Consider the following 13260-nt stretch of genomic DNA (forward strand, 5'->3'; position numbering starts at 1 on the left):
TTATCCAAGATTTTGGGCGTTTAGGCTGTGTAGGACATTCTCTGCCGCTTCCAAAGCGCCTTCGATATAGCCGCCGAAAACCGGGGCGACCTCTGTTCCTGCGAAATGCAGCTTTCCGTTCCACAGATTGCTCATCGCCTTCGGTAGACCGTATGTCGGATGGGCATATAGCGGTGCCTTATCCGCCTCAGTTGCAGTGTAGGGATCAATGGCCCAGTCTTTCAAGTAGAGCTTTTGGGGCTCGGCGGCTTCAGGCCCGAACAACCGTGTTAATTGAGCGTGCAGGTGCTGACGCAGCAGTTGTTCGTCCGCGCGACCTTGGGGCGGTACACCGATGAAGCCAAATAGCGCGTATGGTCCACCCTCAGGGGGGGATGCATCATGGATTTCGACCATCGGTCCTTTCCGGCTCATTGCATCACCGGACAGTCCTTGTTTGCGCCAGAATGGTTTGTCGTACACCGCAACAGCCTTGGCCTGACCTGCCATCCATGTCGCGATGCCTTTCATGGTTTGGGCGGCTTCGGCAGACAATGCGGGCGAAAATGCGATTTCGGCCGCAACACGTGGGGGCACAGCGAGGACAGCTTGATCCGCGTGGATCTGTTCGCCCTTTGCCGTTGTTGCAATGAATTGATCGCCGGACATGTCAAGTTTAACAACCGGCGCGTTTAGCTGTTTGCGATGATCCGGCAGGCAGTTGGCCAATGCGTCTGTCAGAGCAGCCAACCCTCCCTTTAGCCGCCATGACCCTTCCATTGATGAAAAACCCTGCCCGCGTTGCACGTTGCCATGTTCATCCTCAAAGGTCTGAGCGCCATCGGCGAATTGGTCGAACTTTGTCAGACCAAACCGATCAATCAGAGCTGCAATACGTGGCTGGCCCGGCCAGAACCAGGCAGGCCCCATGTCAAAGTAGCCTGCCTCCAGATGCTGCGTCATGATTCGCCCGCCAAACCGCGGGCGGGCCTCAATCAGCATATAGTCGCGCCCTTGCGCCTCAAGACGTTCGGCTAAGACAAGCCCTGACAACCCGCCGCCGACAATCAGCGTTTGCATGCGCTAGAACCCTTCGGATGCTGGGCGCAGATCTAGCTCGTGCGTCCATGTGGATTTGGGTTGGTGGGCGAGGCTACAGTAGGCCTCTGCGATGTCCTCGGGCTTCATCATCTTGCCCGGATCAAGGTTGTGCAGGTCCCGAGATCGCGCTGTATCAATGATACCGTCCAGAATCGCGTGGCAGACATGAACACCTGCTGGTTGATACTCCCGTGCAAGCGATTGCGTCAGGCCGCGCAAGGCGAATTTTGCGCTGGCAAAGGCCGAGAATCTTGTACCACCCCGCAAGGACGCTGTGGCGCCAGATACAATGAACGTACCACCGCCAGCGCGGACCATCGGTTGCAGTGTCGATTGGGCAAGCAAAATGGCAGACTGCACCATGGATCCCCACGTGCGTTGATAATCAGCAAGCCGGGTTTCTGCGAAAGGCGCGATGATCAGTTCGCTCGTGTTGTGGATCACAACCTTAGGCGGGCCATGTTCTGCAATAACCTGTGCCAGGATGCTGGGAACGGCACTCTCGTCCGTCAGGTCCATCTCAAAGAACTGGCCAATCACCGTTTCAGGTTGGGTGCGTCCCAAGCCAACGGCAGCAAAGCCATCTTTTGTGAAACGGGACAACAGGGACTGACCAAGGCCAGCCCCCGCGCCGGCCACAAGGACCAAAGGTTTTTCAACACTCATCAGACGGCAGGCGGTTTGGCGTGGGGCAAATGACCCGTCTTGATCCACAGCCTTGCCCCATCAGGGCCAGCCGTTGCAGACAGTTGATCGCCTTCCGGCAGTCGCAGCCATGCTCCTTTTTCAAGCGTATCGCTGCCTTCGGTGACGGAACCGGCAATCACCAGCATTTCGATCCCACCCACATCGGTATTTTCCAGTGTCGCGCCTGCATCAAGGTGGCTGTAGGTCACTGTTTCACGCGCATTACGGTGTAGTTCAGCCGTTGCGACACCATCCACAGGATCGGTCAGTTCTTCGGCCATGGTTTTGCGAAACTGATTGCGGTCGGCCATGTCGAACTGCCACAGCTTTACAAAGATCGTGCAGCCCGGCTCTGACCTCGGCGTATGTGCAGTGGTGGGAGGATTGCGCACATATGTCCCTTCGGGGAAGTCGCCATGTTCGTCCTGAAATACACCATCAAGCACGATGAATTCTTCGCCACCTGTATGGGTGTGTTCCGAAAATTTGCTGCCCGGCGCATAGCGCACAATCGTCGTGGCACGGGCAACTTCGCCGCCGATGCGGTCCAGCATACGCCGATCCACACCGGGCATAGGCGAAGCGTTCCACTCAAGCTGTTCAGAGTGAACAACCACGCGTGTTTTAAAGTCTGCGTTCAGTTCCATGTTTTTCCTTTCGGCTTGAGTGGTATCGCGTCTTTAACCTGCGATGCTGGGCCGTGCCGAGACCTTTGCCCGCCATGCCGTCAGATTGGAGAGTGTTTCTGGAATGTCGACCTTGGCAAAGTCCGCAAAGGCAAGACCGGCAAACGCCGTGATATCAGCAACCGAAAACTCAGAACCTGCCAGATATTCATTGTCAGCCAGAACTTCATCCAAGTAAGCCATTGTCTGACCAGCAACTTGCTTTTGCTTGTTACCCCATTCAGCACATTGATAGGTCTCAAGGTCTGGACCAAGACCTGGTGTGGCATGGTGAAAGTAGGTTCCCACAGCATTCAGCAGACCATTTTCTGCACGCAGGTTCATCATCGAAATTTGCGCACGTTGTTTTGGTGTCTCTCCGGTCAGCGACGGGCCTTCGAAATGATTGTCGATATATTCTGTAATCGCATTGCACTGCGAAATATGTGTACCGTCCGCCAGCTCAAGGCAGGGCACAACGGCATCGGGGTTCTTGGCTTTGAAGGCCTCGGTGCGATGTTCGCCACCCTTCACGTCAACCGGAACGAATTGGACCTGGTCTGTTGCGCCTTTTTCAGCAAGCGCAATGCGCACACGTGCGGGGTTTGGGAAACCCTCAGTATCATAGATTTTCATGTTGTCTCTCCTTGGGAACAAATACCAACCTACTAGTTGGTAGACATCTTGGACAAGATATACTTTGGTCGTTGCGATCACAAAGTTGTTACGATGATAAGTTCAGCAGCCTCTGGGTTTGATGCCAGCTTCCTTCGAGCGGTCATTTGTGTCGTCCTAAAGAATGACAATAAAGTCCCTCAATGTGTGAGTTCGAGCAGCGCCAAAGTTTGCACTTGCAGCGAATGACCGGAATGCGGGCTGCGACCGCAGAATGCCAGCAGGGTGCCGAATGTCTCTTATGGGCCGAACCAAGAGTTTTCTCGGTCTGCTAGAATGCCCCCTGAGACGCATACGAAAACCTACGGTACCCGATATGCCACAGCTGATGAACCTGCATGAGCTCATTAAAGATCAGGACCTGGCACCCGACCTCATCGGGCATATTGATGGACTTTTGGTGTTAAAAAGCAAAACCAAGGAAATGGGCCGTGGACAACGCATAGCGATCCTTGACGATTTAATACACGATCAAATGGCGTGGGCAGCCGTGGTGAAAAAGAACGAAGATCGCCTCGACCTCATGGCCGAGGGTAATAACTTGCTGCGGTACATCGTTAGGGAAAATGCCACGGCCAGAATGCCATTATCGAAGGCATGTGACAGCAGATCGGGCATTCAACGAGAGACCGGTGCATATAACACCCGAACCGCGATGTGCCGGAGCTTTCCGCTATTGCCTTGTTTCCAGGAAATCAAAACCGGACCCTAGTACAGCGTGCGGCGAAGGTTCCAAAGGAGCCCTTCCTACTTATTCGTTGGGGTTCGGAGATTGCTGAGTTCAACCTCACTTACCAGTGCTCTTTTGGCACCCAATCTTCGGTCTCGTTGTTCCAGAACCTGTTAGGATTGTCCTCGTCCATTCCCCGGATATGGAGCGTCCGCATGCACGGTTCTACGAAGATCACCGGCTCTTCGTAGGGGTGTGATGAATAGATGTTTCTTAGAACCTGCACGGTTTTGGCTTCGTTACTGTCCAGAAAGAATGACAGTTCCACACAGGGTACCTCGACAACCTTTGAGGTTGCCATATTGCGCCCACTCCCCAGGGATCTGAATTTTTGCATTCCCGGCGCGGTCTGATAGGTGACGCAATCGTAGTCGCCATATTTCAGAACGTCATCGACCAGAACCGCGTCAATGATCTTTTGCGCATGTGTATCTGGCACCTGGACAACGATCCGCAGACCGTTTTCGGGAACGAACCTGTCATTTTCGAGTTTGGGCAATGTCATGTTTATCTCCAGCAGCTTCTGCCGAAATAGCTCGTATTGGCGATGCTGTGGAAAATGACGGTTCGTTATCGGCCGAACTGTCAATTGTCGTCCGAGCCGTCCAGAGCCTTTCTGCTCAGGCCAAACCAGCGTTCGAGCGCATCGAACCCGTCGTCGGAAATGGTAAGAGCGCGACTACCGGTCCTGCGCTCCAACCAATTCGCTGTCAGTGACTTCTGCATGATCGCTGTGGCCAGCGGGCCGGAAATGTGGTGCCGACGCTCCGTCCAGTCAAGGCAGAGTTTTGCCGGAGGTTTACCCGATGAAACTCGTGGCGGCTCGATCCCGATATCATCGAGGAAATCCTGATAGCGAGGTCCGGATGTCAAAGCGTCATCTCTGAGATTCAGCACATTAAGGGCAACAAGGCGCTTCGTCATCAGGACGCCGAGCTTACCAGCAATGTGATTGTAGCAACTGCGTGCGCGTTGTGTGTCTGTCGCGATCCGGCCCGGCCGAGACAGGTGGTCGGTCGGTGACAGGGTAGCCAATCCTTCCAGCACCCGGGCAACGTCAGCACTTGCCACCCAGTGATAAACATGCCGGCCGCTTCGCAAAGAAGCGGTCAGACCGGCAACTTCGAGTTGCTTCAAATGGGCACTCGCGGTCTGCGGGCTTACCTTGGCCGCACAAGCCAGCTCTTTGTTGGTGAATGCGCGCCCGTCCATCAGTTCGCACAGGATGCGGGATCGGCTGGGATCGGCGAGCGCGGCCCCGATTATATCCAGTCTCGGTTCGATTGCCATGCAAGACAGATTAAAGACAGAAAGCGAATGCAGCCAGTAATAACCGTTCGATGGCGAACGAAATGAGCTTTAAAGCGGACGCTATCATGTGTCTGTGTTTGTCCCGCTAGAAAGCCACTGGCGTTAGTCCCACTGAATCGCCACTACTCAACCAGAGATCGCTTCACATAACACCGGTTCAGGACGTTCGCAGTTTGTTACAGCGCAGCGATTCAGCCGAAGATTGCGAAATCTGCCGCTCCTGACGTGGGGCGTCGACAACCGCAATGCGAACAACGTTGACCTTCTTAACGCTTACCTCAAGGCTAGGTTTCGGAAACTGAATGCCCAAAGCAACAACAATGTCTGGGCCTTGTACTTTACCAATCCGGAAAACGGGTGGTGAAATAATTGGGGATACGGACTGCAAACAGGCGCTTCAGCGCAGACCTATAGGCAATGCCTGTGGTAACTTTTGCCGGGCTCCCATCTTTCGGAGAATAGACGTCCAGACAGTATACACTGTGCCGAGTGAGCGTTGATGCTAGGCGTCGACGGTAAACTCGACCTTGCGTTTGATCTTCAGGCCGGACGTTCGAGTGCGGCTGCGGCATCCCATAGGCAAGAGCTCGCGTTGTTTTTTGCGCAGTACAAAATGGTGGGAGTAGGACAAGCAGAGCGCTGATCCTGCCAGGCCAAATCATGGCTCCTAGGATTATGCGCTTAGGGGCGCCATTGTGCGCAACAAGATATGGAATCAATCTGCAGTGGACTCATTGAGGCCTACTTGCCTGAATCAATTTGGCCGAAACACTATCTTTTAGGGTTTGATATGGAATCTATTTTATTGCAGCTAGATGTCGGGATACCGGTCCATTGCAAGGCGTGGTCGAATACTCCAGTGGCGCGTGGGCTGCAACTGACAATCTACACCAACGCGAGCAATGGTCCCTCGGCACGGATTGCTCGATAGTTCTGACGGCTTCCATCTCCAAATCCTATCAGATGAGAGATCAGGGGATGTCCATTCCATCAGAGCCCTTCTGCACCTAGTCGCTATCTACCCCAGAGCATCGGGTATAGGACCAATCCTAAGCCGCCATTGTCCAGCACGCTCCGGTCTTTCTGTTAGACCGTTGCCCCTTTGATACGGATCGCAGAACCCAGTGTCCCGGCACACAGACCCACAACAATGGCGATCAGAAGTTCGGTCGTTGCAACATTGGCAAAGTCCCAATGGGCAAACAGCAGCGTCCCAACAATGCCGATCAAACCGCCCATCATGGCCCCCAGCCAGAGGCGGCGCGTCATCATGCCAAGCGCAATGCCCAGAATGCCTGGAAGGCCGATGATGTTGCCTCCGATTGTTCCCAGAAGTTCCAGCATGACTTACCCCTTTTCAGTCCGACTGTGTGGTCAGGTATGACCGGATTTCTGTGCTGCCGTCAGCAACCTGTTGTTGCAAGTTACCTGCAGATTTATTAGCCAGCGCATCGGTGATTTTTTGGTATTCTTCCTGATAACCCTGCGGCAGGCTGTGTGCGATGCCTTGGTGGCAGTCGATGCAGGTCATGTTGTTGTCAATTGCCCGCTGATGTTCCGATGCAGCGCGTGCTTCTTGAATGGTGAAATCCATATAGTCAAAGTTATGGCAGTTGCGGCACTCGCGGCTATCAGAGGCCTTCATCTTTTTCCAGACCGCCGAAGCCATACTTAGCCGATGCGCTTCGTATTTCTCAGGCGTGCTGATGGTTCCGGCAAGCTCGTGATAGACATCTTTAACAGCCATGATTTTGGCCTTGATCTTGTGGTTCCATTCATGTGGCACGTGGCAGTCAGAACAGATCGCGCGGACACCGGAGTGGTTGTTATAGTGGATCGTCTCGCGGTATTCGCCCAGATTGGTTTCCATCGTGTGGCACGAGGTACAGAATTCCTCGGTATTGGTCAGTTCCAATGTCCAGTGGAACCCACCCCAGAACAGAATACCGGCCAGAAACCCGGCGAGGATCAGAAAGCCCGAGCTGAACATAACAGCCGGGGTCCAGATCGCGTTCCAGAGGCGGCGGATCCAACCGCGGTTTTCGGGGGAGTCTGCCATCTTGGTGCTCCTTTCAGACATGCGTTGGATTAATTGCCGGACGAGGGTTCAAACACGTTGTCGACCAACGCAGGCGCATCTGCCTGAGGCACGTGGCACTGGTTGCAGAAATAACGGGTCCCGGCGATGTGATCCAACTCATTGCCGTCACGATCCAGATAATGGGTCATCGACAGGGTCGGCGCATTGCGTTCCCCGGCTTTGGTCCAGTCATGGCAGGACAGGCATTGATTGGTGCGCACGTCAATCTGGTATTGCTCGATCGAGTGGGGGACAAGCGGTGGTTGCTGGCGATAGTTGCGCTGCATCCGTCCTTCCACGTTCTTGTGAATCCGGTCCAACGGAATGGGTTCATCCACCTCGGCGCCACGCAGGGTTTGCACCGGCGCAGATTGCGCAAGGACGAACCCGCTCAGGAATATAACGGGGATCAGGGCGACGACACCTGTCAGGATTGGCTTGTTCATCTCGGCACTCCCTTAAATAGGTCTGGCTACGCGCGGTTCAGGCGCGGGAACTGGATCGGAAGGTGCGGCGACTTGGTCGTCGAACCGGTGAGTAAATTTGAAGACATCAACTGCACAGACATCGATACAGCGACCGCATTTTGAGCAGTCGGTTGACAGGATCAGCGGCGTGGCACCCGGCTTGCCCTTCAGCGCGGGCGAAATGATGTGGTTTTCGGGGCAGACGGCGTAGCAATCCATGCAATCGTCACAGGCCGAGCGGTTAACCGCGCTGACCCGTAACAGGCTTTTGGTGCCGATCAGGCCATAAAACGCACCGACCGGGCATATGTGGCCGCACCAGCCGTGACGGGCGACAAGCACATCAAAGACAAAGATCGCAACGACCATGGCCCAGACAAAACCGGCCCCAAAGATCAGTCCGCGATGCAGCATGGTGATTGGGTTGATAATCTCCCATGCGATCACGCCGGTGAGGCCCGAGACGATCAGCACGGTGGCCAATATCCACAACCGCGTGCGCCCTTTAGGTTGCCAACCTTTCGGCAAATCCAACCGCCTGTGCAACCAGTTGGCGGCGTCGGTCACTGGGTTGATCGGACAGACCCACGAGCAATAGACGCGGCCTCCGACCAGCGCATAGGCCACCACGACGATCAAGCCGCCAATAAAAGCGGTCATCGCCGGCCAATGCCCGGCGATGATGCTTTGCAATAGGATGAATGGGTCCGTCAGCGGCAGTACACCCAGGGTCTGCGATCCTGCCAAGGTACCTTTTACGACCCAGATGCCGAACCAGGGTCCCAACAGGAACAGGACCAGAAAGAACAGCTGACTGATACGGCGCAGTATCAGGTATTTATGCGCGCCGACCCAGCCTTTGACCGCCACGGTTTCTTGGCCTATGGGCATATGTGTGCGGATGGTCATTGTCCCACCCCTGGAAGATCATAGCCGGGTTCAAAACCACCCGGTGCGATCAGGTTGTCGACCCCCGGGCCGGGCAGGCGGTCGGGCAGGTCGATTATGCCTTCAACAACCGGCGCGCCCTTGGCATCTTTTTCTTCCCAACCTTTGCGGTAATGATCCGCGCTGCTGCCCCGCGCAAGACGTGCCGGCAATACCTTGATTGCGGCTTCTGGCAGAACACAGCTTTTTTCGCACATGCCACAGCCGGTGCAGCGGTCGGCATGTACGGTTGGGATAAACATCGCATGGTGGCCCGAGCGGGCGTTATGCGCTGTTTCCAGCGTGATCGCTTCGTCTATCACGGGGCAGACACGGTAACAAACGTCACACCGCAATCCCAGGAAGTTCAGGCAGTTTTCCTGATCGACCAAAACCGCGACGCCCATTTTGGCATCGTCAATGTTATCCAACTTGGGATCTAGCGCACCGGTCGGGCAGGCGGCAACACAAGGGATGTCGTCGCACATTTCACAAGGCACATCGCGAGCGGTAAAATATGGCGTGCCCGTCGCCCCGGCATCCGACCCAAGCTCGGCCAGTTTCAAGGTATCATAGGGGCAGTCTCGCACACACAACCCGCAGCGAATGCAGGCCGACAAGAACTCCTGTTCTGGCAGCGCGCCGGGGGGGCGCAAAGCTTCGGCCGACAATGCACGGGCGTCGCGGGCCAGCCAGGCCAGCAGTGACCCGGCGACCACACAGCCGCCTGCCGCACGCGCCGTATCCTGAAGGAAGCGGCGACGTTTCGGCGAAAGAGGTGTCTCGGCGAGTGGCATGGGGATTACCTTTGCGATCCGTGCCGATTACGCGCGCTCGACCTTACAGGCGCATTTCTTGTAGTCGGTTTCCTTCGACAGCGGACAGGTTGCATCCAGCGTCAGCTTGTTGGTCAACTGGTGTTCATCAAACCAGGGCATAAAGACCAAGCCGCGCGGCACCTTGTTACGCCCGCGTGTCTCAACCCGACTGGTGACCTCACCACGGCGGGTCGACAACACGATTTCCTGCCCGCGGCGCAGGCCGCGATCCTTGGCGTCTTGTGGATGCATATAGACAACTGCCGACGGGAAGGCCCGGTGCAGTTCCGGCACCCTGCGTGTCATCGAGCCTGAATGCCAATGTTCCAGCACGCGACCGGTCGACAGCCACAGATCATATTCTTCGTCCGGCTCTTCTGCGGCGGGTTCGTAGGGGGCAAAGATGATTTTTGCCTTGCCGTCCTTGTGACCGTAGAATTTAACATCCGCGCCTTCGGGCACATACGGATCGTACCCTTCGCGGAAGCGGTAAAGGGTTTCTTGCCCGTCTACGACCGGCCAGCGCAACCCGCGCGCCTGATGGTAGGTTTCGAACGGTGCAAGGTCATGTGCGTGGCCACGGCCAAATTCGGCATATTCCTCAAACAGGCCTTTTTGAACGTAGAACCCGAAATGCTCGGATTCGTCGTTGTCAAAGCCTTCCGCAGTTTCGGCTAGGGGGTACTTATCCACCGATCCGTTGGCGTAAAGCACATCATACATCGTCTTGCCGCGGTGTTCGGGCATCTTGGCCAGCAGCTCTTCATCCCAAACCTCTTCAACGGTGAAGCGCTTCGAAAACTCCATCAATTGCCACAGGTCCGATTTTGCTTCACCTGGCGCTTTCACCTGCTGACGCCAGAACTGCGTACGGCGTTCCGCATTGCCATAGGCGCCTTCCTTTTCGACCCACATGGCGGTGGGCAGGATCAAATCGGCAGAGACAGCCGTGACCGTTGGATAAGGGTCAGAGACTGCGATGAAGTTTTCCGGGTTGCGATAGCCCGGGTAACCTTCCTCGTTGATATTGGGTGCCGCTTGCATGTTGTTGTTGCACTGCACCCAATAGGCATTCAGTTCACCATCCTTCAGCTTCCGGTGCTGCAAGACAGCATGGAACCCGGGCTTAGGTGGAATAGTACCTGCCGGGATATTCCAGGCGGTTTCGCAAATCTGACGGTGTTCGTCATTTGCCACCACCATGTCAGCAGGCAGGCGGTGGGCGAACGTGCCCACCTCACGCGCGGTTCCACAGGCCGAGGGCTGACCGGTCAGCGAGAAAGGCGAGTTGCCGGGTTCTGAGATCTTACCAACCAGCAGGTGTACATTATACATCAGCGAATTCACCCACGATCCGCGGGTGTGCTGGTTGAAGCCCATGGTCCACAAGCTCATCACTTTGCGGTTCGGGTCTGCATATTGTTGCGCCAGCTTCTCAAGTTTATCGGCGGGCACGCCAGACAGTTCGGCGGTGTATTCCAACGTATAAGGCGCGACCGCCTCGGCGTATTCTTCAAAGCTGATCGTCTCGAGCTTGCCCGAGTTTGGGTTCTCTGCCTCTTGCTGCAGCGTGTTTGTATCGCGCAGACCATAACCGATATCGGTGGCGGTCTTGGTGATGTTGACGTGTTTGTTGACAAACTCTTCGTTCACCGCGCCGTTCTGAATGATGTAATTGGCGATGTAATTCAGGATTGCCAGATCGGTCTGCGGGTTAAACACTAGGCCATTATCGGCAAGCTCGAACGAGCGATGTTCGAATGTCGATAGAACATGCACTTCGCATCCGGGCTTGGTCAGGCGCGTGTCGGTCAGGCGCGACCACAGGATCGGGTGCATTTCGGCCATGTTCGATCCCCACAGCACGAAAGTATCCGCGTGTTCCAGATCGTCATAGCAACCCATCGGCTCGTCAATTCCGAAGGTACGCATAAAGCCCACGACCGCGGACGCCATACAGTGCCGCGCGTTGGGGTCGATATTGTTGGACCGGAACCCGGCTTTCATCAATTTCGAAGCAGCATAGCCTTCCCAAACCGTCCACTGGCCTGACCCGAACATGCCGACACTAGTCGGGCCCTTCTTGGCCAGCGCCTCTTTCCATTTGGCAGCCATGACGTCAAAGGCTTCGTCCCAACTGACCGGCTCAAACTCACCGTTCTTGTCATATTCGCCGTTGGTCTTGCGCAGCAATGGGGTGGTCAGGCGATCCTTGCCATACATGATCTTGGACAGGAAATAGCCCTTGATGCAGTTCAGCCCGCGATTGACCGGCGCGTCAGGGTCACCCTGAGTGGCGACAACACGCCCGTCCTTGGTACCTACCAGCACAGAACAGCCGGTGCCACAGAACCGGCAGGCGGCCTTGTCCCAGCGAATGTCAGGGGTGCCCACCTGCGCGGCGGCCTGACCAGTGGCCAAAGGAATACCTGCGGCAGAGGCCGTCGCTGCGGCCGCTGAGGCCTTGAGGAATGTCCGACGAGTTTCTGATATGGTCATAGCGTGGGCCTCCGGCTGGTGGTTTGGCTTGGGGCATCGGGATGCGGATGGCTGTCCGCAGTGTCCTCGAAATGGTGGTACGTTAACGTCAGAGAAATCACCCCGGGGATCTGGTGCAGGTCCATGATGATCTCGGACGCAAGGCGTGTCGGCGTGTCTTCGACAACAATTACGAAACGGCCGTCTTCGGCCTCGGCGTGGATTTCGACACCGACCGTGACTTTCATTGCCTCGGACGCCGCCAGTGCCTGCGCTGGTGCGATATGTAAAAGGCATCCGCAGATATTCATTGGCTGACTTCCGTTTGAGATATGGTTTTGCGTTTCAATGTGACGGCATCGACCGGGCATGACACCATACACGACCCACAGCCAGTGCAGGCGTCGAGGTCTAAAGATGGATCCGCGCGGCCACCCATTTGCAGCCTGAAGCTGATGGCGTTCTGATCGCAATTATCCTGACACACTCGGCAGCTGACACCGTTGACAGACAGGCAGGACGCAGCTTCGACCGACGCGCGCCACGGCCAATCTTGCAGGCGTTCTATGTCCAGGGCATCCGTGGGACAGGATTGAGCGCAACTCCCACAAAAAGTGCAGGGACCCTCGGTGGGTTGAAACACCGGATACCCATCCTGACCAATGGCAATCACACTTTCGGGGCAAGCTTCGACACAGTCGCCACATTTACTGCATTGATCTGCAAAACCAGGCACAACCGAACCCGGAGGTCGAACAAGATTACTGTCCTCCTGGAATGCGGTGACGCCCAAAAACGCGCGTCGGCTGGTCAGTTGGCTCATATCGCTTTGACCTGGCTACCTCTGATTCCTTTTCTGAGTTTACTGCATAATCGTTCTGAGGCTGGTACATTTTGATCCAGATCATTATTTGAGCGCATCGTTCTTAAACGTTTTGAGCTATTTGACGTCTGGAATGCCACCATCCGTACTGCTTGAAACCAGATGAGCGATGACACAACAAAGTCAAACCGCCATCTGTCTCAAACCATCTGATGACGTATAGCCGTCCATTGCCAACCGTTGCCACGTCGACAGGTGATTGGGCCGTAGATCATGTCGTCGCGCAACTTCATTGACCTCAAACCCAGGACCAACGACTTGGCCACAACACGACCCTTGAACGGTTCTGAAGGTGTAGACGCCCCGGCTGGCCTCGGTGTGCCATTGTGGGTTTGCAAACATCCTGAATGGAGGCGTCACTGGAAGAGATTGGCCTGAATTTGGCGAAGAATGTGTTCCAGGTGCACGGAGCGGCTAGAACAGGTCACCCGGTTCTTCAGAAGAAACTGCGCAGGGGCC

At 55.6% G+C, this 13260-nt stretch carries 16 protein-coding genes and 1 pseudogene; 2 read left to right on the forward strand and 15 right to left on the reverse strand.

Features of this window, described 5'->3' with window-relative positions:
* Genes AC2FLG_RS05475 through AC2FLG_RS05490 form a run of 4 tightly spaced genes read right to left on the reverse strand, consistent with a single transcriptional unit; the run spans position 1 to position 3068 of the window.
* A complete protein-coding gene (locus AC2FLG_RS05475; protein WP_496705348.1) occupies positions 1-1059 on the reverse strand; it encodes a flavin monoamine oxidase family protein in 1059 nt (352 codons plus the stop codon).
* Positions 1060-1062: 3 nt separating this feature from the next.
* Positions 1063-1746, reverse strand: a complete 684-nt coding sequence (locus tag AC2FLG_RS05480) for an SDR family NAD(P)-dependent oxidoreductase (RefSeq protein ID WP_377192788.1) — start codon at positions 1744-1746, stop codon at positions 1063-1065.
* Entirely contained in the window at positions 1746-2414 is a 669-nt protein-coding gene (locus AC2FLG_RS05485) for a cupin domain-containing protein (protein WP_496705350.1), read from the reverse strand. Before AC2FLG_RS05485 ends, AC2FLG_RS05480 begins: the two co-directional genes overlap by 1 nt.
* 33 nt (positions 2415-2447) lie before the next feature.
* Positions 2448-3068, reverse strand: a complete 621-nt coding sequence (locus AC2FLG_RS05490; protein ID WP_496705352.1) for a glutathione S-transferase family protein — start codon at positions 3066-3068, stop codon at positions 2448-2450.
* Between the two features lie 355 nt (positions 3069-3423).
* Here AC2FLG_RS05490 and AC2FLG_RS05495 point away from each other — a divergent pair, with 355 nt between their 5' ends.
* Complete coding sequence (locus AC2FLG_RS05495; RefSeq protein ID WP_496705354.1) at positions 3424-3819, forward strand: hypothetical protein; 396 nt, start codon at positions 3424-3426, stop codon at positions 3817-3819.
* A gap of 79 nt (positions 3820-3898) precedes the next feature.
* Here AC2FLG_RS05495 and AC2FLG_RS05500 read toward each other — a convergent pair whose 3' ends face one another.
* The 11 genes from AC2FLG_RS05500 to AC2FLG_RS05550 all read right to left on the reverse strand — a co-directional run bounded on the left by AC2FLG_RS05500 (position 3899) and on the right by AC2FLG_RS05550 (position 13143).
* Positions 3899-4342 carry a YqfO family protein gene (locus AC2FLG_RS05500; RefSeq protein WP_496702351.1) on the reverse strand — a complete coding sequence of 148 codons (444 nt, stop codon included), beginning with the start codon at positions 4340-4342 and terminating at the stop codon, positions 3899-3901.
* A gap of 80 nt (positions 4343-4422) precedes the next feature.
* Positions 4423-5127 (reverse strand): ArsR/SmtB family transcription factor, encoded by a 705-nt coding sequence (locus AC2FLG_RS05505; RefSeq protein WP_496705355.1) that lies wholly within the window; start codon positions 5125-5127, stop codon positions 4423-4425.
* Positions 5128-6234: 1107 nt separating this feature from the next.
* On the reverse strand, positions 6235-6492 hold the full coding sequence (locus tag AC2FLG_RS05510; protein ID WP_496691457.1) for a hypothetical protein: 258 nt from the start codon (positions 6490-6492) through the stop codon (positions 6235-6237).
* 13 nt (positions 6493-6505) lie between these two features.
* Positions 6506-7207 carry a NapC/NirT family cytochrome c gene (locus AC2FLG_RS05515; RefSeq protein ID WP_496702294.1) on the reverse strand — a complete coding sequence of 234 codons (702 nt, stop codon included), beginning with the start codon at positions 7205-7207 and terminating at the stop codon, positions 6506-6508.
* 29 nt (positions 7208-7236) lie between these two features.
* The gene (locus tag AC2FLG_RS05520) at positions 7237-7674 is read right to left on the reverse strand and encodes a nitrate reductase cytochrome c-type subunit (protein ID WP_496702553.1); all 438 of its coding nucleotides are present in this window, start codon (positions 7672-7674) and stop codon (positions 7237-7239) included.
* Between the two features lie 12 nt (positions 7675-7686).
* Positions 7687-8604 (reverse strand): quinol dehydrogenase ferredoxin subunit NapH, encoded by a 918-nt coding sequence (gene napH, locus AC2FLG_RS05525; protein ID WP_496705356.1) that lies wholly within the window; start codon positions 8602-8604, stop codon positions 7687-7689.
* Positions 8601-9419 carry a ferredoxin-type protein NapG gene (gene napG / locus AC2FLG_RS05530; protein ID WP_496702557.1) on the reverse strand — a complete coding sequence of 273 codons (819 nt, stop codon included), beginning with the start codon at positions 9417-9419 and terminating at the stop codon, positions 8601-8603. The genes napH and napG overlap by 4 nt, the downstream gene beginning before the upstream one ends.
* Before the next feature lie 27 nt (positions 9420-9446).
* Positions 9447-11939: a nitrate reductase catalytic subunit NapA gene (gene napA / locus AC2FLG_RS05535; RefSeq protein WP_496702287.1), complete on the reverse strand. Its 2493-nt coding sequence runs from the start codon at positions 11937-11939 to the stop codon at positions 9447-9449.
* On the reverse strand, positions 11936-12229 hold the full coding sequence (locus AC2FLG_RS05540) for a chaperone NapD (RefSeq protein ID WP_496702285.1): 294 nt from the start codon (positions 12227-12229) through the stop codon (positions 11936-11938). The genes napA and AC2FLG_RS05540 overlap by 4 nt, the downstream gene beginning before the upstream one ends.
* Complete coding sequence (gene napF / locus AC2FLG_RS05545; RefSeq protein WP_496691462.1) at positions 12226-12741, reverse strand: ferredoxin-type protein NapF; 516 nt, start codon at positions 12739-12741, stop codon at positions 12226-12228. Before napF ends, AC2FLG_RS05540 begins: the two co-directional genes overlap by 4 nt.
* A 183-nt stretch (positions 12742-12924) precedes the next feature.
* Positions 12925-13143: a transposase gene (locus AC2FLG_RS05550; protein ID WP_496705357.1), complete on the reverse strand. Its 219-nt coding sequence runs from the start codon at positions 13141-13143 to the stop codon at positions 12925-12927.
* A gap of 5 nt (positions 13144-13148) precedes the next feature.
* Here AC2FLG_RS05550 and AC2FLG_RS05555 point away from each other — a divergent pair.
* Positions 13149-13260 (forward strand): annotated as a pseudogene (locus AC2FLG_RS05555) (IS110 family transposase); the annotation flags it as partial.

It is taken from the genome of Ruegeria sp. CDSA193, from assembly GCF_059611885.1.